Here is a 23,754-nt window from a genome sequence, read left to right as displayed (position 1 = left end):
CACGTTCGAACATGCCGGTCTGCCGACCACACAAAGCGGTTACCGATGATCGATTCGCCCACATCGTATCGCAGTCGCTGTCGGCTGTTGAGCAAACGTACCCGTATGGGGCAGAAACTCACTGATACAAAATCGCAATTGTGAAAATCGTATACCAAGGTACACTCACGTCCGATTTCCTCGGTATATTTGGGTCGCTGGATGAGCTTGAAAGACGATTTTGCAGACTCTGCGTTGATGTTGCTCAGGCTCAGGCGCATTCGGGTTGAAATGAACAAAGGTACGCCGCCGGCGGAATCCTTGAAGATGCTGACGCAAATGATCAGCGATCAGCAGCTTTGCGATCGGGCCGAAACGGCCCTCCCGCGTGAGGATGCGGTTATCCTCGGGGTACGGTTGGCGTAACACCTGCGGTGGCAGATGGTGCCGCTACAGCCTTTCAGAGGCGATCACGCTTTTTTCTTCTCGGCATTTGCGTTCCGGTTTTTTGAACGCTCGATGGCCATGTCGATCAGGTAGATCAGCAAGCCATCGTCTTCCAAAAGTGCCGCGCTCCGCGAAGCGTAAAGAAGTTCGACCACGTATCGATCTTTGGGCACAAGTAATCCTCCTGCAGCATCCAAACGGTACACGCAGTCTGATCCGCGTCTTTCTTTTTGCAACTCCGATTTGTTGCCGTTAATTTTTCGCATTTTGAATATTGTTATATATCAGCACAGTTTTTGCTGGCTGAAATTCTGAAGCTCTCCGCAAAATCGGAATCCGGCAAGACGATGCGAACCTCTCGCGCAGTCCTCCCGGCCGCTCCAAGCGTCGTCAATTGGCTTCCGTCAGGGTTTCCGTACCTGAGCCATCCTTGCCGGTGATGGTCCACTTGCCATCGAGCGAACCATCGCCGTTCACTTTGTAGACGATGAGCCCGAGCGCGTCGCCGAGTACATAGGCCGCCGCGAAGGCATTGCCGTTGAGCATGCAGACGCCAGTGGATTTCACGCCCGCGGTGTCCCATTCGATGACGCAGGTCGTCTCGCTGGCCAGCGTTATTTCCGCCGTTCCGGAATAGCTCGACCCATCAAGATTGGTGCCCTCGACGGTATATTTTCCGGCGTTGACGGTTTGCGCATTCGCAGCGGATGCGGCCGCGAGCATGAGCGCTGCGGCGATTATGATCTTCTTCATTGGAACCCCCCCAAAAAAAGCTCGCTGATCGAGCGGCGCAGAGCGTAAGCGGATTCCCGGCGGTTTGAAAGGGGAGGTCGATTTGCGGATCGGAATGCGCTCGACCGTCGGCACGTCCGGACGCGTTCAGTGGCCAATGGCATACCAGCCCGTCTGGCTGCCGTCTTACGCCAACGGCAGTGGCCCGTCGTTCTTGATCTCTTCCATCACCGCATAAGTCCGCGTTTCCTTGACGCCCGGCAGTGTCCAGAGTACCTGGCCCAGGAAATTGCGGTAGGCGTTCATGTCTTCGAAGCGGGTCTTGACCAGATAGTCGAAACCGCCGGCGACCATGTGGCACTCAAGCACCGCGGAGGCCTGTTTGACGGCGGCGGCGAATTTGTCGAAGACTTCGGGCGTCGTCTTGTCGAGCATGACCTCGATGAAGACGAGGAGCCCGAAACCGAGCTTGTGCGGATCGAGCCGGGCGCCGAAACCGGAGACATAGCCTTCCTTGAGCAGGCGGCGCAGCCGTTCGCTTGTCGCTGTCGGCGAAAGCCCGATGCGGTCGGCCAGTTCCAGATTGGTGATCCGGCCGTCTGCCTGCAGGATGTTGAGAATCCGCCGGTCGATCTTGTCTATCTCGTGCATCGGCGCGATCCCCCAATACTTCAGTCTTGTGCAGGCTCAGGCCGCCAGCCGCATTTCAGCGAGCTTGACCCAGTAGGAGATGCCGTGCGGAATCGCCTCGTCGTTGAAGTCGTAGCCGGGGTTATGCAGGCCGGCCGTGTCGCCGTTGCCGATGAAGATGAAGGCGCCGGGGCGGGCCAGCAGCATGTAGGAGAAATCCTCGCCGCCCATCATCGGGTCGAGATCGCCCGAAACCTGGCTTTCGCCGGCAATGTTTGCTGCCGCCGCCAGGGCATAGGCGGTTTCCTGACGATGATTGACGGTGACAGGATAGTTGCGGCCGTAGGAAACCCTGATCTTGGCGCCATAGGCCGACCCAAGGCTTTCGGAAATCTGCTTGATGCGCTGTTCGGCGAGATCGCGCACTTCCGGCATCAGCGTGCGCACGGTGCCTGCGAGGATCGCCTGTTCCGGAATGATGTTGTGGGCAAAGCCGGCATTGAACTTGGTGACAGATACGACGACTGAAGCGAGCGGATCGACGGTGCGCGAGGCGATGGTCTGCAGCGCACCGACGATCTGCGAGCCGACGACGATGGGGTCGATGGTCTTGTGCGGCTGGGCTGCATGGCCGCCGCGGCCGTCGATCGTGACGGTGAATTCGTCGGTGGACGCCATGATCGGGCCGGTGCGGCTACCGAACTGGCCGACCGGCATGCCCGGCATGTTGTGCATGCCGTAGACTTCCTCGATGGCAAAACGCTCCATCATGCCGTCCTTGACCATTTCGTTGCCGCCGCCGCCGCCTTCTTCGGCCGGCTGGAAGATCACCGCGACCGCGCCCTTGAAGTTGCGGGTCTCGGCCAGGTATTTCGCAGCGCCCAGAAGCATGGCGGTGTGGCCGTCATGGCCGCAGGCGTGCATCTTGCCCGCAGTCGTCGAGGCCCAGGGCTTGCCGCTGGTTTCCGTCATCGGCAGGGCGTCCATGTCGGCGCGCAGGCCGATGGTGCGGCCTTCGCCCAGATTGCCCCTGATCAGACCGACGACACCGGTGCGGCCGAGACCGGTCACGATTTCGTCAACGCCGAATTCCTTCAGTTTGTTTTCGACGAAAGCTGCCGTATTTTCCACGGCGAACAGGAGTTCCGGCTTCGTGTGAAGGTGGCGCCGCCATTCGGTGACTTCGTTCTGGAGCTCTGCTGCGCGGTTCAGAATAGGCATTTTTGCTTCCTGTTGGTCCATTGCGGGGCATGGGTACGGGATTTTTGGCTTTGACGCTGAAGAATGGTCTTTGCCATCACCTCGCCATATAGGTTAAATAGCCGGACGATACGAGGCAATTCCCGAAATTTCGAGGTTTGATTGTGGTGACAACTGGAATTTTCAACAGCGGCACGGCGAAGCTATTGGCAGTCCTTGCGGGCGCCGGTGCATCGCTTCTGGCGGCAGCGCTCCCCAGCGCCGCCAATCCGCAGCTGGTTGTCGACGTCAATTCGCTGAAGGTCTACGAGCAGCGGGAAATCTACCAGAAATGGTATCCGGCATCGCTGACCAAGCTGATGACGGCCTATACGACCTTTCGCGCGTTGAAGTCCGGTCAGCTGACGCTTGAATCACCTGTGGTGATGACGAAGAACGCCGCCGGAGAGCCGCCGAGCAAGATGTTCTACAAGCCCGGCCAGGCTTTGACGCTCGACAGCGCGCTGAAGATGATGCTGATCAAATCGGCCAACGACATCGCGGTCGCGATCGGCGAGACCGTTGCCGGTTCCGAGCCCGCCTTCGTCAACATGATGAATGCCGAGGCCCGGCGGATCGGCATGTCCTCGTCGCATTTCATCAATCCCAATGGCCTGCCTGGCGCCGGTCAGTATACGACAGCGCGCGACCTCGCCGTTCTGGCGATCACCATCAAGCGCGAGTTTCCGCAATATTCGCCGTATTTCGCCTATGAAGGCTTCACCACCGGCAAGAAGAACTATCCCAATCTCAACATGCTGATCGGTCGTTTCGACGGTGCCGACGGCATGAAAACCGGCTTCATCTGTGCTTCCGGTTTCAACCAGGTGTCATCCGCGACCCGCAACGGCAAAGCCGTCGTTTCCGTCGTGCTGGGCGCCGACAGCCTTGGCGGCCGGGCGGATGAATCGGCGCGGCTGCTCCAACTCGGACTGACGTCGAACGGTGCTGGCAAGCCCGGTCTCGGCCAGATCGCGCCTTATGGCGAGACCCGGGATGTGGTGGCCGACGTCAGCAAGGAAATCTGCAATCCCAAGGCGGCGAAAATCCGCTCGGAAAACCGCGATGAAGTCGGGCGGCAGAAACTGCAGTCGCCGTATATTCACGAAATCAACCGGCCGCTGAACCTTGTCGCCGCAGGCCTGATTGCCGGCGGCGATGCCAAGGCGGTCGATGCCAAGGGGCAGGTGGCCGAGGGCGATGTCGCCAACGTGCCTATCCCGGTTCCTCGCCCCGTTTTCTGAGCCTCCCGCATACCGATTGGATAAACCATGAGCCCTGTTCTGAACGCCGTGCCGGTGTCGATCCTCACCGGGTTTCTCGGTGCGGGAAAGACATCGCTTCTCAACCGGCTGCTGAAGGATCCGGATCTGACGGACACCGCCGTGATCATCAACGAATTCGGCGATGTGTCGCTGGATCACCTGCTGGTCGAGGCGTCGAGCGACGGCATTATCGAGCTGTCCGACGGCTGCCTTTGCTGCACGGTGCGCGGCGAGTTGGTCGATACGCTGGCCGACCTGATGGACCGGATGCAGACGGGCAAGATCAGGCCGCTGAAGCGTGTCGTCATCGAGACCACCGGCCTTGCCGATCCCGCGCCGGTCCTGCAATCGGTGATGGGCAACCCAGTCATCGCACAGAGCTACCGGCTCGACGGAGTCGTCACCGTCGTCGATGCGGTCAACGGCCTATCGACGCTGAACAATCACGAGGAAGCCGTCAAGCAGGTCGCCATGGCCGACAGGCTGGTGATCAGCAAGATGTCGCTGGCGACGCCGGATGCGGTCATTTCGCTGAAAGCGCGGCTGAGAGACTTAAATCCGCGCGCAGCGATGATCGACGCCGACCTGCCCGAGGCAGGCAAGGCGGAACTTTTTCATTGCGGGCTGTATGATCCGGCGACCAAGATTGCCGATGTCGGCCGCTGGCTCCAGGACGAGGCCGCAGCGGATCACGATCATTGTCATGATCATGACCATGACCACTGCGGCCATGACCACCATGATCACGGCCACCACCATCACGATGAAAATCGCCACGGCGCGGACATCCGCTCCTTCAGCATTGTTCATGACCGGCCGATCGATCCGATGGCGCTGGAGATGTTCATCGACCTCTTGCGCTCCGCCCATGGCGAAAAGCTGCTCAGGATGAAGGCGATCGTCTCCATGTCCGACAATCCGGACCGGCCGCTGATCCTGCACGGCGTGCAGACCGTCTTCCATACGCCGCAGCGCATGGCCGCCTGGCCGGATCCGTCCGACCGGCGCACCCGCATGGTGCTGATCACCAAGGATCTGCCGGAAGCCTTCGTGCGCGATCTCTTTGATGCCTTCACCGGCAAGCCGAGCATCGACCGCCCGGACCGGCAGGCGCTGGAGGACAATCCGCTCGCAGTTCCGGGGCTCCGGATGTAGCTTCAACGGCAAAGGATAGGCATGGTTTTCGCGGCGGATGAGGGTATCGGCACCATGCCGGCGCATCCGCGAAGCGGGAGCGGTTCGTGGAGCCTTGGCGCCTCGTTCGTTGTCCATCTTGCGATCGGGCTGGCACTGCTGCTTGTCGTCGCGCCAAACAAGCAGGTTTTGGCACCGGAAGACGGCGTCACTGTCGATGTTCTGACGCCCCAGGAATTCGACGCCGCGAACGGACCATCTGTGGCTGAAACACCCGTTCAGAAACCGGCGGAAGCTTCCGTGCCGCCGCAGGCCGAGCAGGAAACACCCGATTTCGCCGAGTTGCCGACGGACCGGCCGAAGAACAAGGCCGCCGGCATGATCCGGGCGACCCGCCTCATGTCCGCAAAGGTACTCGCTGATCCGCGCAGCGCCAAGGCACGAAAGGCCATGAAGGAACTCGTCGCGTCGGAGCGTATCGTCCAGCTGTGCAATATAGAGGCGATGGAGCAGATCCATGTGTGGAAAGCCGGCCTTCAGCCCGATTTTATCGTGGCCTATGCGATGGCGGATGTTGCGCTGTCTGGAAACAGGCTTGAGGCTGCCGGGGCTGCGTTCCGCAGCAAGAGCCGGTGGTACAACGTTGGCTTCACCTGCGAGGTCACGCCGGATACGGAAAAGGTGACCGCATTTGCCTTTCTGGTGGGGGCCGAGATACCGAAAAGCGAATGGCGGGATCACAATCTGATGGCGGACGATGGGCCTGCCGATTAGCGGTCAACCCTTCTTGCGGATGACGAACCGGTGACCGCCGGCCAGCGCCTCGGATTGCTCCAGCGTGTGGCCGTCCTCGTTGCAGAAATGCGGAATGTCAATGACAGCCAGCGGGTCGGTCGTCTCGACCGTGATCAGCGCGCCGGGCGCAACGCTTTGTATGCGCTTGCGGGTTCTCAGGACTGGCAAGGGGCATTTCAGCCCCTTGAGATCGTAGACCAAGCCGTCGGTCAGCACATTGTCGGCTCGGGGCATCAATTGCCCCAGATTTTCCAGAACGGGCGCTTCTTGGGCTGTTGTTCTGCAACCACCTGTTCGGCTGCTGGTGCGGCATCGATTGTCGCGGTAGCCTGTGCCGCAGCGTCGGCCGGCTTCTTCGCCGTTGCGGTAGCGACCGGCTGGGCCGTTGCCACTGCTGCCGGCTGGTGCGTGGTTTGTTTCTGATTGACTGTCTGCTCGGCCTGCGCATCGGCAGGCGCTACGGCAGCCGGCTCCAGCGTCTGCGCATCAGCACCGCCTCTGGAGAACAGGCTGCCCCAGAAACCCTTCTTGGCCGGGCCTGTCTCCGCGACGGCGGCCTGCTCGACCGGCTTCGGCAGCGGGTTTTCCACCGGGACAGGCACGTTCTTGCCGTTGCGCGTGGACTTTTCGAGCTCGGCCTTCTGGATCTCGATCGCCTTCTTGGCTTCTTCCAGTTCGGCGCGGCGGGCTTCCTGCTTTTCGAGGTCGGCGACCTTCATCAGCTTGCCGGCGTCGAGCGATGTGCCGGTCGGCGCGTAGGCCAGTTCCTTGCCGACGCGCTGCTTGGCGACGATCGCCTTGCGTTCGGCCTCGGTGGGCTCATACCAGACCAGGCCGTCCAGCTTCTTCGTCGCCTTGGCATAGTCTTCATTGTATTTTTTGTTGTAGGCGGCAAGTGCCGTCTGCATCACCGCCGGCGTCGACATCGCCGGGCATTGGCCGGTCGGCGAGAACTTGCCGTCCGTCTGCTGGTTGAAGACGTATTTCTTCTCGCAGATGTTGACCTCGGGCGGGCGCTTGGTGATTTCGAACTGGTCGTAGCCGGGTTTCAGCATGTTCCAGAAGTCGATATTCGGGCTGTTGCGGTGCCGCGCCATATTTTCCGCCGTCATGCGGAAGGGCAGGGCCTGCAGCTGGATCGCCTGCTGGCCGCCCTTGTAGGCATCACGGGACAGCGCAAAGATTTCCTGCATCTGCTCGTCGGTCATCGAGTAGCAGCCGGATGACGAGCAGGCGCCGTGAATCATCAGGTTCGAACCATAACGGCCGTTGGCCTGATCGAAGCGATTGGGGTAGCCGGTGTTGATCGCCAGATAATAGCTGGAATTCGGGTTCATCTGGCCCGGCGAGATCGGATAGAAGCCTTCCGGCGCCTGCCGGTCGCCTTCCTTGACCTTGGGGCCGAGCTTGCCCGACCAGGCGCAGATCTTGTACTGGCGCAGCATTTCGAAGCGATTGGACGCATTGGCCTTCCAGACCTCGAGCACGCCTTCTTCCTTGAAGATGCGCAGCATGATCGGCGATTCCTTCGCCATGCTCATTGCCTGCATCTTCTGGACGATCTTGCCGGAAAGCTGGTAGTTGACCTTGCTGGAGACCTTCTTGAGATCGACGTCGACCGTATCCATCGCCTCATTGGCGGTGCAGCCGGCAAGCAGCGTGGCGATGGCAGCGGTGGCAAGAAGTGTTGTCAGACGCATCGGCAAAGGCCCATCAAGAAAACTGTCGAACGTAGCGCTCCCTTGGAGGCGGACCACGGGGAATCAATACGTCCTTATACTTCACAAAATCTTAACCTTGCAGACCCGCCTGAGCCCAAGCGTTCCAGAGCGCAGGAATATGGCCAAGGTTGGACCGTGTGTTCCATTTATCCTGCAACCCTGCTCGAATCCAGCAAATGTGATTAAAGCTGACGGCCGATGGCCAGGTATTTCTGACGGCGGTCGGTGCGCAACTGGTCGCCGGTGCGGCCCGAAAGCTCCTTGAGCGCATCGGCTATCACCGTGCCGGTCTTTTCGATCACCGCGTCCGGATCGCGATGCGCGCCGCCGACCGGTTCAGCGATGATGCCGTCGATGATCCCCAGCGACTTCAGGTCTTCGGCGGTGATCTTCATGTTGGTCGCCGCTTCCTTGGCGCGGGTCGAGTCGCGCCAGAGGATCGAGGCGGCACCTTCCGGCGAGATCACGCTGTAGATCGAGTGCTCCAGCATGTAGACACGGCTGCCGGTGGCAATGGCGATGGCGCCGCCGGAACCGCCTTCGCCGATGACGACGGAGACGATCGGAACGCGCATGTTGAGGCACATTTCGGTCGAGCGGGCGATGGCTTCCGCCTGGCCGCGTTCCTCGGCGCCGATGCCCGGATAGGCGCCGGCCGTATCGATCAGCGTAATCAGCGGCAGGCCGAAGCGGTCAGCCATCTCCATCACGCGAATTGCCTTGCGGTATCCTTCCGGACGGGCACTGCCGAAATTGTGCTTGATACGCGACTTGGTGTCGTTGCCTTTTTCCTGGCCGATGACGGCGACAGGGGTGCCGCGGAAGCGCGCGAGGCCTGCCTGGATGGCTTCGTCATTGGCGAACTTGCGGTCGCCGGCCAGGGGTGTGAATTCGGTGAAGAGGCTGGCTGCATATTCCTGGAAGTGCGGGCGCTGCGGATGGCGCGCGATCTGCGTCTTCTGCCAGGGGTTCAGCTTGGAATAGATTTCGGCCATCGCCTCGCGGGCGCGCACTTCCAGACGCTCGACCTCGTCTGTCGTGTCGATGCTCTCATCTTCGCTGGCAATCTTCTTCAGCTCGTGAATCTTGCCTTCGAGATCGGAGATGGGTTTTTCGAAATCGAGATAATTGTGCATGTGATGCGTTTCCGATCATATTGCGCCAGTGGCCGCGGACATGATGATCCAAAGGGTTCTGGCGCTCCTAATCCTGTTTTTTCGCCTGTTTGGCAAGAGGGTGATGATTTTGGACAAGCTGATGCAGCCGCTCTTCGAGCACATGGGTATAGATTTGTGTCGTTGAAATGTCCGAATGCCCCAGAAGTTCCTGTACCGCGCGAAGGTCCGCGCCATTGGCCAGCAGGTGGCTGGCAAAGGCGTGGCGCAGTACATGCGGCGAAATTGCCGCGACGCGGATGCCGGCGCGGGCGGCGAGATCCTTGAGGTCGCGGGCAAAAACCTGGCGCGGCAGATAGCCTGCTTTCCCCGCGGAGGGAAAAAGCCACGGGCTTTCCGGCGGCGGTGTTTTCTGCTCGGCATCGTGTTTCGCCATCGCCGTCCCATAGGCCTGCATGGCGCGGATAGCCGAGTGGGAGAGCGGCACCATCCGTTCCTTGTTGCCCTTGCCGCGAACGACGAGAAAGCGGCCGTTCTGTGCAAGCACCGATGCCGGCAGGGAGACGAGTTCGCTGACGCGCATGCCCGTGGCATAAAGCAGCTCGATCAGCGCATGCATGCGCAATCGTGCGACCGTGTCGCCGCCGCTCCTTGCCGCTTCCTGTTCTGCCTGTCCGATCAGCTTGGAAACGTCGTCGATGCTCAGGACCTTCGGCAGCGAACGGGCCTTCTTCGGCGCGTCGAGAACGCCGGTCGGATCGTCTGTGCGTAATCCTTCGGCATAGAGGAACTTGTAGAACTGCCGCAGCGCCGACAGCCGGCGTGCCTGCGAGGAAGCCTTGAAGCCCTGTTGGGCCAGATGGGACAGATAGGCGCGCAGATCATCCGAGGTGGCCGCCGTCGGTTTGACGCCGCGTTGCTTGAGGAAGGAGTAGGCATCTTCCAGATCGTGTTCGTAGGAAAGCAAAGTATTGTTGGCAGCCCCTCTTTCGGCGCTCATCATCTCCAGGAAGGATTCCATATGGGCGGCGGAAAGATCGATCATGGTGTCTTGTTGATCTGCTCGGAGGGAATGCGGATGGTGACGTCGCGCTCCACCGGATTGACGAAGGTCACCAGTGCCACCATCGTTCCATAGATCACTCCGGCGATCATGGCGCAGATGAACAGGAACCGGAACAGGGTGGGCATTTTCAACTCCTTGACGTGCCGTCTATATGAACATGCCCGTTCGCAAGTGCAAGAACCGCTGCACTGTCGCCGGTTTGCGCTCTTCACTGTACGACCACGACTTGACGCTTCCCGCCGTTTTGTCGATACCGGAGCGGAACGGGGAAGTTGAAACTGCATGAGCGACGTGATCGAACCGGTTTCCGAAGCGCTGATCGAGCAGGCGAAGGCCGCGCTCGGGAAACGGAACCTCGTCTTCGTCGGTCTGATGGGCGCCGGCAAATCGGCGATCGGCCGGATGACGGCGCAAGCACTTGGCATCCCCTTTGTCGATTCCGACCATGAAATCGAGCGTGTCTCGCGCATGACGATCAGCGAACTCTTCGCGGCCTATGGCGAAGAGGAATTCCGCGCACTGGAAGCCCGTGTCATCAAGCGCCTGCTGCATTCCGGCCCGCGCATCGTCTCCACCGGCGGCGGCGCCTATATCAACGAGCGCACACGCAAGCACATCAAGCGCCATGGTCTGTCCGTCTGGCTCAATGCGGAACTCGACGTTCTGTGGGAACGGGTCAACAAGCGCGACACCCGGCCGCTGCTGAAGACTGAAAATCCCAGGCAGACCCTCGAAAACCTCATGCGCGCCCGCTATCCGGTCTATGCCGGGGCGGACCTCACCGTGCTTTCCCGCGATGTCAAGAAAGAGGTGATGGTGGAAGAGGTTCTCGCCGCTCTCGCCACATTCCCGAAGAAGTGAAACCATGACCGCTGCCCACCCATCCGCCGCCCCAAAAACCGTGCGCGTCGATCTCGGCGACCGTTCCTATGACATCCTCATTGGTCCTGGCCTGATCGCGACTGCCGCAGGCGAGATCGCCGGGCGGCTGAAGGGCCGCCGTATGGCTGTCATCACCGACGCGCATGTCGCGCCGCTCTATCTCGAGCCTTTGATGGCGAGCCTGAAGGCGACGGGTATCGAGGCTGTGTCGCTCGTCCTGCCGGCCGGCGAAAAGACCAAGAGCTTCGAACACCTGATCCCCGTCTGCGAGGCAATCCTCGGCGCCCGGATCGAGCGCAACGATGCGGTGATTGCGCTCGGCGGCGGCGTCATCGGCGATCTCACCGGCTTTGCTGCCGGCATCGTCCGGCGCGGATCGCGCTTCATCCAGATTCCGACGTCGCTGCTGGCGCAGGTGGACAGTTCCGTCGGCGGCAAGACCGGCATCAACTCGCCGCACGGCAAGAACCTGATCGGCGTCTTCCACCAGCCCGACCTTGTGCTTGCCGATACCGACGTGCTGGATACCTTGAGCCCGCGCGAGTTCCGCGCCGGTTATGCCGAGGTCGCCAAATACGGGTTGATCGACAAGCCGGATTTTTTCGCCTGGCTGGAAAACAACTGGCAGGCGGTATTTGCCGGCGGCGACGCCCGGATCGAGGCGATCGCCGTCAGCTGCCAGGCCAAGGCCGATGTCGTCGCCGCGGACGAACGCGAGAACGGCCGGCGCGCCCTGCTCAATCTCGGCCACACATTCGGGCATGCGCTGGAGGCGGCCACCAAATATGATGGCACGCGGCTCGTGCACGGCGAGGGCGTGGCGATCGGCATGGTGCTGGCGCATCAGTTCTCGGCGCGCATGAATCTGGCAAGTCCGGACGATGCAACGCGGGTCGAGGCCCATCTGAAGACAGTCGGCCTGCCGACGCGCATGGACGATGTTCCGGGCGACCTGCCGCCGGCCGAAAAGCTGATGGATGCGATCGCCCAGGACAAGAAGGTGAAGGGCGGCAAGCTGACCTTCATCCTGACGCGCGGCATCGGCCAGTCCTTCGTCGCCGACGATGTGCCGGCCAATGAAGTGCTCCGGTTTCTTGAGGAAAAACATCCCAAATGACCATTGAAGCCGTCATTGCGTTTCTGTCCGAATATTGGCTCACCCTGGCGTCCGTCCTCGGTCTGCTGTTGTGCTCCGCCTTTTTTTCCGGATCAGAAACGGCGCTGACAGCCGCTTCCCGGGCCCGGATGCACACACTCGAAGTGAACGGGGATGAGCGCGCCAAGCTTGTGACGGCGCTGATCGCCCGACGCGACCGCCTGATCGGGACGCTGCTGATTGGCAACAATCTCGTCAACATCCTGGCGTCGTCTCTGACCACCAGCCTGTTTCTCGGCTTGTTCGGTGCGTCCGGCGTTGCCATTGCAACATTGGTGATGACGGCGCTTCTCGTCATCTTTTCCGAGGTCCTCCCCAAGAGCTGGGCGATCGCCGCCCCGGATCGTTTCGCCCTGACCGTGGCGCCCTTCGTTCGTCTCGTCGTCATCGTCGTCGGACCGGTCTCCAGCCTGGTCAATTGGATCGTCAGGCACATCCTTGGCCTGTTCGGTGTCAATCTCTCTTCCGAAATGCCGATGCTGACGGCGCATGAGGAATTGCGCGGCGCAGTCGATTTCCTGCATCGCGAAGGTTCCGTCATCAAGGCGGACCGCGACCGGCTCGGCGGCGTGCTTGATCTGGGTGAGCTCGAAGTCTCAGACATCATGATCCATCGCACATCCATGCGCGGCATCAATGCCGACGACGCGCCGGAGGCGGCCGTGCGCGCCGTTCTGGAAAGTCCTTATACCCGCATGCCGGTCTGGCGCGGATCGACCGACAACATCATCGGTGTCGTCCATGCCAAGGACCTGTTGCGCGCGCTGGCCGAGCCGGATGTCGAACCGGAAAATCTCGATATCAGCCGGATCACGCAAAAGCCGTGGTTCGTGCCGGATACCACCAATCTCAAGGACCAGCTTAACGCCTTCCTGCGCCGCAAGGCGCATTTTGCCATCGTCGTCGATGAATATGGCGAAGTGCAGGGGCTGGTGACGCTGGAGGATATCCTGGAGGAAATTGTCGGTGATATTTCCGACGAGCATGACCTGGAAATCCAGGGCGTGCGCCAGGAAGCCGACGGCTCGATCGTCGTCGATGGCAGCGTGCCGATCCGAGATCTCAACCGCGCGCTCGACTGGAACCTGCCGGACGAAGAGGCGACGACGGTCGCCGGCCTCGTCATTCACGAATCAAAGACCATCCCCGAGGAGCGGCAGGCGTTCACCTTCTACGGCAAACGCTTCATCGTAATGAAGCGGGTGAAGAACCGCATCACGCGGCTGCGGATCAGGCCGGCCGACGACGCGGCAATGCCTCCGCCCCTGACGCAGGGCGAAGGCCGCGAGTAGCAAAGTGATCGGGCTCAGCGGTTGCTGAGAATGCCGCCAAGAGCGCCGCCGAGCAGACCGCCGGCGAATGCCGCACCCGCCGGGTCCGCGCCGCCGCTGTTGCCCCGGCGTTCGACCGGGCCTTCCAGCGTGTCTTCCTGCTGTTGCTGCCTCTTGACGCGCTGTCCTGCCACTTTCTGGCGGACCGGCGTCTGTGCCTTGCGCACTGCCATGGCAGCCCTCTTCTGGGCTTCGAACTGTGCCCGGATCTGCGGCATCATCGGATCGGTCTGGACGACCAGGAACATGTGCTGCTGCTGGGTCAGATAAGTCGTTTCGACCATCCCGTTCTGTTTCTGCCAGGCGCTGATGGCAAGGCGCGATTTTGCCCCGAGTGCGCCATCGGCACCGCCGGTGACGTGGCCGAGTGCACCTAGCCGCAATTGAAGGTCGATCCGGCCTTCCTTGTCGAGATTGAGCGTAGCTTCCGTTTCCGGCGTGCCGATACTTGTCTTGACGTCATCCGGCATCGCCACGGCGGTGCGCACCTGGGAGGCCGAGGTGGTCGCTTCGCCAGCCGGAGCCACGGAGGCGACTTCGGTCGTTGCTTCGGCCTGCAACTGGTCGAGATTGAGCTTGGCAAGCGGCGCGAAGTTTCCGTTCGGATATTGCTGTAGGTAAAGCTCATAATGCGCTTTGGTGTTGCGCTTGGAGGCTTCCTCCCAGAGCTTCTGCTCGACCGTCCAGTTGACGTTGACGTCGTTGACATTCGCATTGCTCGTGTCCGGCGAAGGCTTCCGGTCGGTGGTCACGATGGCAATGCCCCTGTCCACCGGGTCGCCGCCGATAAAGACTTCGCGCGATAGCGAGGCATTGTGCCAGGGATGCTGCGCCCCGCCCGTTGCTTCCGATACATCGGCGCGGACCCTCGTCAGAGCGCTCTGGATCTCGAGGCCCGGCGTCGTCAGATGCCGTGCGAGAGCCGTCGTATAGGGGCTGTTGATACCCTTGCCGTCATAGGCCACGGCGCCGGGATCCGTGGCATAGGCGATCAGCAATCCACCGGAGCCGGAACTCTGGTTGTTGGCCTGAACCGGCGCCAGTCCCACGCCCATCGAGGCAGAGCGGCTGGCAGGCATGACCTTTGCCAGCGAACGAGCCAGCGGATTGTCGCGGCAGGCGTCGAGAATGATGATGCTGACCGCCGGATCCGGCGGCAGAGCGGCGAGAAACTTTTCGGCCGGAACGGTGCGGGTCTGCAACTGCGCCGCCTTTTCCAGCTGCGCGTCGATCGGCACGAGATAGTTGCGCCCGTCGACCTGCAGGCCGTGGCCGGCATAATAGACGACCGCAATATCGGCGTCGTAGGCGATCTCGGTGAACTGATCGACCAGCGCGGTCATCGCCACCTTGTCGAGATCTTCGCCCTCGATCACGGTGAAGCCTGCCGCGCGGAACGTCTCCGCCATCAGCTTGGCGTCGTTCTTCGGATTGGGCAGCTCCACGGCGTGCATGTAGGCACTGTTGCCCATCACCAGCGCGACCTTCTTGCCTGATGGCGTCGCGGCCGATGCGTAACCCATTGATAGAAACGCGGCGACAAACACCGCGACAAGCCCAAACCTCCTGAGCATCGTCCCAACCTCAAAAAACAAGGTCCGCCGGACAACCTTGAACCGGCTCCGCCTATGATGAAAATTTTCTGTATGTCTTAGATATTGGACGGATCCTGAGACCCGATTATTCTTCAACCCCACCTACGATTGTAGGTGCAGACTATAACCACGTCAATTCTGCAAGAGTTGAAGCCTTTGGGCGAAAACTCGTTGCTGCAATACTATCTATATATTTTTCTACCAGCGCGTTGTTTCCCCGGGAACAGCGGGTTCGAGCGCAAGGGCATGCAACCCCGCGTCAATTTCGGCCTTCAAGATCTCGTTTATGGCGCGGTGGCGGGCAATGCGGCTCATGCCGATAAAGGCGCTCGAAACGATGCGCACACGAATATGTGTTTCGCCGGTGCCGTCGAGATCCGGCTGGTGGCCGGCATGCAGATGGCTTTCGTTGACAACGATCAGTCGTTCGGGCGAAAAGGCCGCTGTGAGTTTTGTTTCGATGCGGCTTTGAAGCGACATGTTTTAGCCCCGTTTCTCTGGCTTTTCCGTGGGCATCGATCTCCGTCTGAAGACCCGTCTCCGGATTGCTTTTTGCGCGGTGCAAAATGGCTTCACAAAGCCTGTAACATTCCGGTTTGTCAATTCTTGTTGTGGCGCCCGCCACGCCCCATAATTAGCGCCATGAAACTTGATTCAAAATATTTTGACGGGATCCGGACGCGCCGCAGGGTGAACCAGAAACCGGAGCCAATGGCACCCAAATGTCAGTGGGACGGGTGCGAGGAGAATGCTGTCCATCGTGCGCCGGTCGGCCGCAATGCCGAGAACGAGTTCTTCATGTTCTGCTTCGAGCACGTCAAGGAATACAACAAGGGCTATAACTACTTTTCGGGTCTTTCGGATGCCGAGATTGCCCGCTACCAGAAAGAGGCGGTTACCGGCCATCGTCCGACCTGGACGGTGGGTGTGAACAAGAATGCCAAGAATGCGCCGCAGCAGTCACAGCAGCGCTCCGGTTCGGCTGGCGCGCAGGCCCGCATGCGTGATCCTTTCGGCTTCGTCGACCAGGCAAGAGCCCGCGCGCCGCGTCAGGAGCCGCGATTGCGCAAGCTGAAGACGCTGGAGGCCAAGGCCTTCGAGACGCTCGGCCTGCATGCAAATGCCACACCCGCCGACGTGAAGACGGCCTACAAGGAGCTTGTAAAAAAGCATCACCCTGATGCAAATGGCGGAGACAGGGGATCGGAAGAGCGTTTTCGCGCCGTGATCCAGGCATATCAATTGTTAAAACAGGCTGGCTTCTGCTAGGAACCCGTTTTATTACGGTCACACATTTATAAAGGCATAGACGGGACTGCCCCCGCCAAGCGAATCAAGGGGCTTTCCGTGCTGGAGACATGATGAGCAAGGTAGACCTCGATATTTCCAACCTCCCCGATACGACAGTTTCCGTCCGCGACGCTTTCGGCATCGATAGCGATCTGCGCGTGCCGGCCTATTCCAAGGCCGATGCCTATGTGCCGGACTTCGATCCGGACTATCTGTTCGACCGCGAAACGACGCTCGCCATTCTCGCAGGCTTTGCCCACAATCGCCGCGTCATGGTGTCGGGCTATCACGGTACCGGCAAGTCGACCCATATCGAGCAGGTCGCAGCCCGCCTCAACTGGCCGTGCGTGCGCGTCAACCTCGACAGCCATGTCAGCCGTATCGATCTCGTCGGCAAGGATGCGATCGTCGTCAAGGATGGCATGCAGGTCACCGAATTCAAGGACGGTATCCTGCCCTGGGCCTACCAGCACAATGTCGCGCTGGTTTTCGACGAGTATGACGCAGGCCGCCCGGACGTAATGTTCGTCATCCAGCGCGTACTCGAATCGTCCGGCCGCCTGACGCTGCTCGACCAGAGCCGCGTCATCAGGCCGCACCCGGCCTTCCGCCTGTTTGCGACTGCCAACACCGTCGGCCTCGGCGATACGACGGGCCTCTATCATGGCACGCAGCAGATCAACCAGGCGCAGATGGACCGCTGGTCGATCGTCACCACGCTGAACTATCTGCCGCATGACAACGAAGTCGATATCGTCGCCGCCAAGGCAAAAGGTTTCACCAAGGACCGGGGTCGCGACACCGTCTCGAAGATGGTGCGTGTCGCCGATCTCACCCGTGCCGCCTTCATCAACGGCGACCTGTCGACTGTCATGAGCCCGCGTACCGTCATTACCTGGGCTGAAAACGCGCATATCTTCGGCGATATCGCCTTTGCCTTCCGTGTTACCTTCCTCAACAAGTGCGACGAACTCGAGCGGGCGCTGGTGGCGGAACATTATCAGCGCGCCTTCGGCGTCGAGCTGAAGGAAAGCGCTGCCAATATCGTGCTCGAAGCCACGGCCTGATCCATGGCAGGCCGGGGCGACAATTCGAAAGCAAGACCCGCAGGGGTCGTTGATGTGGAACCGTTCCGCCGCGCGCTGACTGGCTGCATCCGCTCGATTGCCGGCGACCCGGAAGTCGAGGTGGTGTTTGCCAACGAGCGTCCGGGCCTGGCCGGCGAGCGCGTGCGGCTGCCGGAAATCTCCAAGCGGCCGACGCGCCAGGAATTGGCGATCACCCGCGGGCTCGGCGATTCGATGGCTCTGCGCAAGGCCTGCCATAATGCCCGCATCCACGCGACCATGTCGCCGCAGGGTGCCGATGCGCGGGTGATCTTCGACGCCGTCGAGCAGGCGCGCGTCGAGGCGATCGGGGCGCTCCGGATGACCGGCGTTGCCAGCAACCTGACGTCGATGCTCGACGACAAATATGCCCGCGCCAATTTCGGCAATATCGACCGGCAGGCGGATGCTCCGCTCGAAGAGGCCGTGGCGCTCATCGTGCGCGAGAAGCTCACCGGCCAGAAGCCTCCGGCATCGGCCGGCAAGGTACTCGATTTCTGGCGCGATTTCATCGAGGAAAAAGCTGCCGGCGACATGCAGAACCTTTCGGCTGCGGTCAACGACCAGCAGGCGTTTGCCCGCGTCGTGCGCGACATGCTGACCTCGATGGAAGTCGCCGAAAAATATGGCGACGACGAGGTCGAGCCCGACGATCAGGAGAGCCAGACCGACGAGGATCAGCCGCGCAGCCAGGAGCAGGATGAAAACAGCTCCGACGAGGATGCCGGCTCCGACGCCGCCCCTGCCGACGAGAACGAATCCGCCGACGAGCAGATGGACGAAGGCGAGATGGACGGCGCCGAGATCTCCGAAGACGAGATGTCGGACGACGGCGAGGACGACAGCGAGACGCCCGGTGAGGTCAAGCGGCCGAGCCATCCCTTCGACGATTTCAACGAGAAGGTCGACTACACCGTCTTTACCGAGGAGTTCGACGAGATCATCTCGTCCGAGGAGCTTTGCGACGAGGCCGAACTTGACCGCCTGCGGGCGTTCCTCGACAAGCAGCTTGCCCATCTTCAGGGCGCCGTCGGCCGTTTGGCCAACCGGTTGCAGCGCCGCCTGATGGCGCAACAGAACCGCTCCTGGGAATTCGACCTGGAAGAGGGCTATCTCGATTCGGCGCGGCTGACGCGCATGATCATCGACCCGATGCAGCCGCTCTCCTTCAAGCGCGAGAAGGACACGAACTTCCGCGATACGGTGGTGACGCTCCTGATCGACAATTCCGGCTCGATGCGCGGCCGGCCGATCACGGTCGCGGCTACCTGCGCCGATATTCTCGCCCGCACGCTGGAGCGTTGCGGCGTCAAGGTCGAGATTCTCGGCTTCACCACCAAGGCCTGGAAGGGCGGTCAGTCGCGCGAGCGGTGGCTCGCCAACGGCAAGCCGCAGACGCCGGGCCGCCTCAACGACCTCAGACATATCGTCTACAAGTCCGCCGACGCGCCATGGCGCCGGGCGCGGCGCAATCTCGGCCTGATGATGCGCGAGGGGCTTCTCAAGGAAAATATCGACGGCGAGGCGCTGATCTGGGCGCATAACCGGCTGCTCGCCCGCTCCGAGCAGCGGCGCATACTGATGATGATCTCGGATGGCGCGCCGGTCGATGATTCGACCCTGTCGGTCAATCCGGGCAATTATCTCGAGCGGCACCTGCGCGCCGTCATCGAGCAGATCGAGACGCGTTCGCCGGTCGAACTGCTGGCGATCGGTATCGGTCACGATGTGACCCGCTACTACCGCAAGGCTGTGACGATCGTGGATGCGGACGAGCTGGCCGGTGCGATGACCGAGCAGCTGGCCTCGCTGTTTGACGACGAGAGTTCACGCCGCCGCGCCGCGCCGACGCGACGCCGGGCGGGCTAGACATTTTCTGACCGGGGCATCCGATGCTGTCCCGGTTTCGGTTGCACATTGTTTTATGATTTTTCGGGAGCTGCCCTGAGCGCTCCGTCCCGGCGTGCCGGAAGGAACCCGTTTGAAAGCGACACTGATCCAGGCTGCCGCCTTTTCCCTGATGCTGGCCGTCATGCCGTCTGCGGCTGCAACGCTCCCGGTCTCGGAAACCGTTCCGGTGAAAAGCCGGCAGATCGAAAACTTCAAGATCGGCTCGGACCAAAAGCGGTTCGGCAAGCTGGAATTCATCGGCGGCATCGAGATGTCGTCGTCGAGCGCACTGCTTGGCGCGATCTCGTCGATTCGTTTTCGCCCGGACCGGAAGTCTTTTCTCGCCATCATGGACACCGGGCATTGGGTGGAGGGCGAAATCGAGCGCGACGAAAAGGGGCGGCTGGCGGGAACGAGCGATCTGACCGTAACCTCGATGATCGATACCAACGGGCTGTCGGAGCAGGTCAAGGAGCGGATGGACTGCGAAGGTGTGGCGCTGCGTGACGGCGAGGTTCTCGCCAGTTACGAGGGGCTCCACCGTGTCGACATCTATCCCGATCCGGGATTTGCGCAGTCTCCGCCGCTTGCAACCCTGCCGATCCTCATTCGTCCGAAATCATTGCGCCCCAATCGCGGGCTTGAAACCATCGCCGTTTCACCGAAGGAAAGCCCGCTTGCAGGCGGTGTCGTGGTGGTTTCGGAACTGAGTTTCGACAAGACCGATCATCTCTATGCCGCAGTACTCGACGGTCCGCGCAAGGGTATCTTCGGCGTCGTCCAGAAGGATCCCTTTGCCATCACCGACGGGGCCTTCCTGCCGAATGGCGACCTCTTGCTGCTCGAACGGCGCTTCAGCTTCGCCGAAGGCATCGGCATGCAGATCCGCCGTATCAAGGGTGCCGACATCAAGCCCGGCGCCGCGGTCGATGGCGAGATCCTGCTGAACGCGGACATGGGCTACCAGATCGACAACATGGAAGGCCTGGACGTCGTCGTCCAGCCCGACGGCGAGATCCGCGTCATCGTCGTTTCCGATGACAATCACTCTATCCTCGAACGCAACCTGATGCTGGAATTCCGGCTGGTCGAATAAGATGAGGCGTTAAAGAATAGTGCTGTGACTATTTCCGATCTTGCCGCAATCTCGATAGTTACCCAACTGCCGGAACCACCGGGAGGTTGGTTCGACTATAGCTTTACTGTTCTCATGGACGGCAATTTGGCGATTGTCCGAACGGATATTGATGTCCGCACGGGATATCTCCGCTGGTGGGAGCAGCGCTCTGAGAATCCTTATGCCGCAGCGCCCGAATTGTGGAATGGACGCATAAGACTTTCTGTCTTTGACGGGATTTCGGAAAGCCATATTGTTGAGGTCGACTCTCGCCCACACCCCGTTGTTTCACGCTTGGCAGATGGAAGATGGTTGCTTGCTCAAAGTCGATGCGAGCGTGGCGAAGGGAATGGCCACGTCTACGATGCCGACGGATTGCTTTCGGCCAGCTTCGTATTCGGCGACGGTATCGAGCACGTCCAGTGCTCGCCAGACAATACTATCTGGGTTGGATATTTTGATGAAGGCGTGTTTGCGGATCGGTTAGCCAATGGCCGTTGGCCGGTTTCGTCTGGTGGTATCGTGCGCTTCTCTGCGGATGGCGTCGTCCTGTGGTCCTACAATGATGAGGATCATGGAAGCGGGCCAGTAGATGATTGCTACGCGTTGACATTGGACGGTACTATAGCTTGGTCATGTTTCTATTCCGACTTTCCGATCGCGGCGATTGATGGTCAAACAGTCAATCTATGGAAAAATGAGATATCAGGCGTCAAGGCGATGGCTGTGGATCGCGATTATATTTTGCTGGCGGGAGGCTACCGAGACGATGCGCAACGTATTGCGCTCGTTCAGCTTGGCAACAAAGAATCTAAGCTTTTTGGAACGCTGCGGGCTCCGGCAATCCATTCCGATGCAGTCGGCCTGATGCAAGGGCTCGGGCAAACATTGCATATCGTAGCGGATGGTTGTTGGACCCGATTGACTGTCGCGGCAGCCAGAGCATTTCTGGTCAAGCGCCAGAAATGAAGACGGCAACCTTTCGAGATTGCCGCCTTTCATCGTTTTTATAGAGGCCTACGCCGAAGCCTTTTGCCCGGGCATCGGCTTGATAACGCTCATCAGCGCGCCATAGGGCAGCAGCATCACCAGGCCGACGATGATCTTGACGCTGAGGTCGCCCAGCGCCCAGGAGATCCAGCGGGGGGCTTCCGCCGTCATCACGCCGAGGATCGGGGCGCTTTCGAGCGCGAAGGGATCGTTCGGGCCGAAGACGGCGAAGAACGCCGCGAAGGCGAATGAAAAGAAGATCGCGGTGTCGAGGAAGGAGCCGAACAGCGAGCCCACCAGCGGCGCGCGCCACCAGCTCTGCGCCCGCAGCTTGTTGAACACCGAGATATCGAGAAGCTGGCCGAGCAGGAAAGCCGAGCCGGACGCGATCGCGATGCGGGGCGTGGCAACAAGTACCGACAGAAGGATGGCGACGGCAAAGCCTGCGATCACCACCTTGCGGGCAGTGCGCGGTCCGAACTGGCGATTGGTAAGGTCGGTGACGAGGAAGGCGATCGGATAGCTGAAGGCGCCCCAGGTCAGGAGATCGCCGAGCTGCATGCCGGCAATCGAACCGGGCAGGGGATACTGGACCAGGAAATTGGAGGCGACGACCACGAGGGTCATCAGCGCGACATAGGTGAGGAACGTGCGGTTTGTCAGCATTTTTTTATCCTGGGGTATGCCACCAGTTGGAGCAATCTGAATCCGCGTAGCCGCAGTGCTTTAAAAGCCCGGCAATGCCCGCGAACGGTTTACGGTCAGCGCAACACGAGAAAAAGGCTCGCCGGTTGCCCAGGCAAGCCTTTTGATCTCTATAGCCAAGTGTGCCGGATTAAGCGGCGACAGCGACGGCTGCTTCAGCCGTCTTCTTGACGATCTGGCGGCGCAGCAGGCGGGCGCGCATCGACAGCTCGACTTCGTCAGCCTTGATCAGGAACGCGTCGAGACCGCCGCGATGTTCGACCGAACGCAGAGCCGCAGCCGAGACGCGCAGACGGTAACGCTGGCCGAGCACGTCGGAAATCAACGTGACCTGGCACAGGTTCGGCAGGAACTTGCGCTTGGTCTTGTTGTTTGCGTGGCTCACATTGTTGCCCGACTGGACGCCCTTGCCGGTCAATTCGCAACTACGGGACATGATGCACCTATTTTTCTTTTCGCCTTCGGTCCATGCGTTGGCGGGCCATAAGCCCAGGCCGCATTCCGTTGGCCATGATTGGAAAGTTGCGGTTCTATAGTCAGAGACAGCCGCGGCGTCAAGCCAAACCTTCGTTTTCCGGGAAAACTCTTGAGGACCGTACAGGTTTTCAAGCCGAATATGCCGGTCGGTTCGGATTCTTCCTGTCCCTATACATCTTTGCGGCAGCCAATTCCACTTTATTGGGCCATGGGTTAAAGCTTGTGGCGAAAGCGGGTTTCGCGGCGCACAAATGCCGCAAACCCGCCGTATCGGCTAGTGTCGCGTGAACGGGAATGGAAGGGCATCTGGAATGAACTGGCGTATCGGCGTCTCGGCGCTCCTGGCTTTCGCCACGGCAACGTTTTCCACAGGCGCGGCCAAGGCCGTCGAAGTGACGCACAATACCGACTACAGCATTTCTCTTGCCGGCCTGCCGATTGCCCGGGCGTCGTTCCACACGGAACTCAATGCCGACCGCTATACCATTTCCGGCACGATGAATTCGGCCGGCCTTGCCGACATTTTCGCCGAGACGTCGGGCCAGACCTCGGTATCCGGCGTGGTCGGACGTGACCGATTGAGCGCTTCGGAGTATCGCGTCCGTTACCAGACCGGCAAGAAGGGCCGGGCGATCGACGTTCAGTTCCGCAATGGCGACGTCACGTCCGCCTCGATGAAGCCGGCGCGCAAGATCCCCAAGAACTGGGTGCCCGTGACCAAGGCGGACATGCGCGATGTCGTCGATCCGCTTTCAGGCCTGATCTTCCCGGCGGACACGAAGGTCTGCCCAAAAAGCGTGCCGGTCTTCGATGGCGAATCGCGCATGGACCTGAAACTCTCGGCAAAAGGCACCAGGCCCTTCAAGACCGATGGCTTCCAGGGCGATGTCATCGTCTGCGGCATCAAGTTCGTGCCGAAATCCGGCTATCGCAAGGGACGGGACGACGTCGATTATCTGCGCAAGCTGGAAACCATGGAGATCTGGTTTGCCAAGGCGGATGCGGTCAACGTATATGCTCCGGTCTATGTTAGGATTCCGACCAGCTACGGCCCGGTAACGATCTGGGCGACGCGGTTCGGAAGCTGAAGAT

At 60.6% G+C, this 23,754-nt stretch carries 26 protein-coding genes; 13 read left to right on the top strand and 13 right to left on the bottom strand.

Translation table 11 applies throughout. The features are described from left to right. Nucleotides 1–201 precede the first annotated feature (201 nt). A complete protein-coding gene (locus J2Z75_RS12100) occupies nucleotides 202–405 on the top strand; it encodes a hypothetical protein (protein WP_209852544.1) in 204 nt (67 codons plus the stop codon). 44 nt (nucleotides 406–449) lie between these two features. Here J2Z75_RS12100 and J2Z75_RS12095 read toward each other — a convergent pair whose 3' ends face one another. The 4 genes from J2Z75_RS12095 to J2Z75_RS12080 form a co-directional block, all read right to left on the bottom strand. Next, entirely contained in the window at nucleotides 450–692 is a 243-nt protein-coding gene (locus tag J2Z75_RS12095; protein WP_209852542.1) for a hypothetical protein, read from the bottom strand. A gap of 124 nt (nucleotides 693–816) precedes the next feature. Then, nucleotides 817–1,179 (bottom strand): hypothetical protein, encoded by a 363-nt coding sequence (locus tag J2Z75_RS12090; protein WP_209852540.1) that lies wholly within the window; start codon nucleotides 1,177–1,179, stop codon nucleotides 817–819. A gap of 165 nt (nucleotides 1,180–1,344) precedes the next feature. After that, a complete protein-coding gene (locus tag J2Z75_RS12085) occupies nucleotides 1,345–1,809 on the bottom strand; it encodes an Lrp/AsnC ligand binding domain-containing protein (protein ID WP_209852538.1) in 465 nt (154 codons plus the stop codon). A 36-nt stretch (nucleotides 1,810–1,845) separates the two neighbouring features. Then, on the bottom strand, nucleotides 1,846–3,009 hold the full coding sequence (locus J2Z75_RS12080) for a M20 aminoacylase family protein (RefSeq protein WP_209852535.1): 1,164 nt from the start codon (nucleotides 3,007–3,009) through the stop codon (nucleotides 1,846–1,848). 185 nt (nucleotides 3,010–3,194) lie between these two features. On the opposite strand from J2Z75_RS12080, the gene J2Z75_RS12075 reads away from it, so the two are divergent. Genes J2Z75_RS12075 through J2Z75_RS12065 form a run of 3 tightly spaced genes read left to right on the top strand, consistent with a single transcriptional unit; the run spans nucleotide 3,195 to nucleotide 6,200 of the window. Continuing rightward, nucleotides 3,195–4,271 carry a D-alanyl-D-alanine carboxypeptidase family protein gene (locus J2Z75_RS12075; RefSeq protein WP_209853365.1) on the top strand — a complete coding sequence of 359 codons (1,077 nt, stop codon included), beginning with the start codon at nucleotides 3,195–3,197 and terminating at the stop codon, nucleotides 4,269–4,271. Between the two features lie 27 nt (nucleotides 4,272–4,298). Further along, nucleotides 4,299–5,447, top strand: coding sequence for a CobW family GTP-binding protein (locus J2Z75_RS12070; RefSeq protein WP_209852532.1), 1,149 nt, complete (start codon nucleotides 4,299–4,301; stop codon nucleotides 5,445–5,447). Nucleotides 5,448–5,468: 21 nt separating this feature from the next. Continuing rightward, a complete protein-coding gene (locus J2Z75_RS12065; RefSeq protein WP_209852529.1) occupies nucleotides 5,469–6,200 on the top strand; it encodes a DUF930 domain-containing protein in 732 nt (243 codons plus the stop codon). A gap of 3 nt (nucleotides 6,201–6,203) precedes the next feature. Here J2Z75_RS12065 and J2Z75_RS12060 read toward each other — a convergent pair whose 3' ends face one another. The 5 genes from J2Z75_RS12060 to J2Z75_RS12040 all read right to left on the bottom strand — a co-directional run bounded on the left by J2Z75_RS12060 (nucleotide 6,204) and on the right by J2Z75_RS12040 (nucleotide 10,248). Further along, nucleotides 6,204–6,455 carry a sulfurtransferase TusA family protein gene (locus J2Z75_RS12060; RefSeq protein WP_209852527.1) on the bottom strand — a complete coding sequence of 84 codons (252 nt, stop codon included), beginning with the start codon at nucleotides 6,453–6,455 and terminating at the stop codon, nucleotides 6,204–6,206. Further along, nucleotides 6,455–7,921: a L,D-transpeptidase family protein gene (locus J2Z75_RS12055; protein WP_209852525.1), complete on the bottom strand. Its 1,467-nt coding sequence runs from the start codon at nucleotides 7,919–7,921 to the stop codon at nucleotides 6,455–6,457. The genes J2Z75_RS12060 and J2Z75_RS12055 overlap by 1 nt, the downstream gene beginning before the upstream one ends. Nucleotides 7,922–8,124: 203 nt before the next feature. Then, the gene (locus J2Z75_RS12050) at nucleotides 8,125–9,078 is read right to left on the bottom strand and encodes an acetyl-CoA carboxylase carboxyltransferase subunit alpha (protein ID WP_209852523.1); all 954 of its coding nucleotides are present in this window, start codon (nucleotides 9,076–9,078) and stop codon (nucleotides 8,125–8,127) included. 67 nt (nucleotides 9,079–9,145) lie between these two features. Beyond that, nucleotides 9,146–10,102: a site-specific tyrosine recombinase XerD gene (gene xerD, locus J2Z75_RS12045; RefSeq protein WP_209852520.1), complete on the bottom strand. Its 957-nt coding sequence runs from the start codon at nucleotides 10,100–10,102 to the stop codon at nucleotides 9,146–9,148. Further along, nucleotides 10,099–10,248: a hypothetical protein gene (locus tag J2Z75_RS12040; protein ID WP_209852517.1), complete on the bottom strand. Its 150-nt coding sequence runs from the start codon at nucleotides 10,246–10,248 to the stop codon at nucleotides 10,099–10,101. Before J2Z75_RS12040 ends, xerD begins: the two co-directional genes overlap by 4 nt. Before the next feature lie 157 nt (nucleotides 10,249–10,405). Between J2Z75_RS12040 and J2Z75_RS12035 the strand changes: the two genes are divergently transcribed. From J2Z75_RS12035 to J2Z75_RS12025, 3 genes are read left to right on the top strand one after another with little or no spacing between them, the layout of a single operon-like run. Further along, nucleotides 10,406–10,984, top strand: coding sequence for a shikimate kinase (locus J2Z75_RS12035; protein ID WP_209852514.1), 579 nt, complete (start codon nucleotides 10,406–10,408; stop codon nucleotides 10,982–10,984). Between the two features lie 4 nt (nucleotides 10,985–10,988). Next, a complete protein-coding gene (gene aroB, locus J2Z75_RS12030) occupies nucleotides 10,989–12,122 on the top strand; it encodes a 3-dehydroquinate synthase (RefSeq protein WP_209852511.1) in 1,134 nt (377 codons plus the stop codon). Then, complete coding sequence (locus J2Z75_RS12025; RefSeq protein ID WP_209852507.1) at nucleotides 12,119–13,453, top strand: HlyC/CorC family transporter; 1,335 nt, start codon at nucleotides 12,119–12,121, stop codon at nucleotides 13,451–13,453. The genes aroB and J2Z75_RS12025 overlap by 4 nt, the downstream gene beginning before the upstream one ends. Before the next feature lie 14 nt (nucleotides 13,454–13,467). On the opposite strand, the gene J2Z75_RS12020 is transcribed toward J2Z75_RS12025, so the two are convergent. Together J2Z75_RS12020 and J2Z75_RS12015 are read right to left on the bottom strand one after the other, a co-directional pair. Further along, the gene (locus tag J2Z75_RS12020; RefSeq protein ID WP_209852504.1) at nucleotides 13,468–15,066 is read right to left on the bottom strand and encodes a caspase family protein; all 1,599 of its coding nucleotides are present in this window, start codon (nucleotides 15,064–15,066) and stop codon (nucleotides 13,468–13,470) included. Nucleotides 15,067–15,285: 219 nt separating this feature from the next. Further along, nucleotides 15,286–15,567, bottom strand: coding sequence for a BolA family protein (locus J2Z75_RS12015; protein ID WP_209852501.1), 282 nt, complete (start codon nucleotides 15,565–15,567; stop codon nucleotides 15,286–15,288). A gap of 153 nt (nucleotides 15,568–15,720) precedes the next feature. On the opposite strand from J2Z75_RS12015, the gene J2Z75_RS12010 reads away from it, so the two are divergent. From J2Z75_RS12010 to J2Z75_RS11990, 5 genes are all read left to right on the top strand, one after another. Further along, nucleotides 15,721–16,356 (top strand): J domain-containing protein, encoded by a 636-nt coding sequence (locus tag J2Z75_RS12010; protein ID WP_209853363.1) that lies wholly within the window; start codon nucleotides 15,721–15,723, stop codon nucleotides 16,354–16,356. A gap of 92 nt (nucleotides 16,357–16,448) precedes the next feature. Continuing rightward, complete coding sequence (gene cobS, locus J2Z75_RS12005; protein WP_209852500.1) at nucleotides 16,449–17,444, top strand: cobaltochelatase subunit CobS; 996 nt, start codon at nucleotides 16,449–16,451, stop codon at nucleotides 17,442–17,444. A gap of 3 nt (nucleotides 17,445–17,447) precedes the next feature. Further along, nucleotides 17,448–19,352, top strand: coding sequence for a cobaltochelatase subunit CobT (cobT, locus tag J2Z75_RS12000; protein ID WP_209852496.1), 1,905 nt, complete (start codon nucleotides 17,448–17,450; stop codon nucleotides 19,350–19,352). Nucleotides 19,353–19,503: 151 nt separating this feature from the next. After that, nucleotides 19,504–20,469: an esterase-like activity of phytase family protein gene (locus J2Z75_RS11995; RefSeq protein WP_209853361.1), complete on the top strand. Its 966-nt coding sequence runs from the start codon at nucleotides 19,504–19,506 to the stop codon at nucleotides 20,467–20,469. Nucleotides 20,470–20,493: 24 nt separating this feature from the next. Beyond that, nucleotides 20,494–21,459 (top strand): hypothetical protein, encoded by a 966-nt coding sequence (locus J2Z75_RS11990; RefSeq protein WP_209852493.1) that lies wholly within the window; start codon nucleotides 20,494–20,496, stop codon nucleotides 21,457–21,459. Between the two features lie 48 nt (nucleotides 21,460–21,507). On the opposite strand, the gene J2Z75_RS11985 is transcribed toward J2Z75_RS11990, so the two are convergent. Together J2Z75_RS11985 and rpmB are read right to left on the bottom strand one after the other, a co-directional pair. Further along, nucleotides 21,508–22,146 (bottom strand): queuosine precursor transporter, encoded by a 639-nt coding sequence (locus tag J2Z75_RS11985; protein WP_209852490.1) that lies wholly within the window; start codon nucleotides 22,144–22,146, stop codon nucleotides 21,508–21,510. Between the two features lie 169 nt (nucleotides 22,147–22,315). Further along, on the bottom strand, nucleotides 22,316–22,621 hold the full coding sequence (gene rpmB / locus J2Z75_RS11980; RefSeq protein WP_209852486.1) for a 50S ribosomal protein L28: 306 nt from the start codon (nucleotides 22,619–22,621) through the stop codon (nucleotides 22,316–22,318). A 352-nt stretch (nucleotides 22,622–22,973) separates the two neighbouring features. Here rpmB and J2Z75_RS11975 point away from each other — a divergent pair, with 352 nt between their 5' ends. Further along, nucleotides 22,974–23,750 (top strand): DUF3108 domain-containing protein, encoded by a 777-nt coding sequence (locus J2Z75_RS11975; protein ID WP_209852483.1) that lies wholly within the window; start codon nucleotides 22,974–22,976, stop codon nucleotides 23,748–23,750. Nucleotides 23,751–23,754: the final 4 nt, after the last annotated feature.

It is taken from the genome of Rhizobium herbae (assembly GCF_017873135.1).
Lineage (GTDB): Bacteria > Pseudomonadota > Alphaproteobacteria > Rhizobiales > Rhizobiaceae > Pararhizobium > Pararhizobium herbae.
The sequence above is the reverse complement of the archived record's forward strand: the minus strand, read 5'-3'. Positions and strand labels throughout refer to the sequence as shown.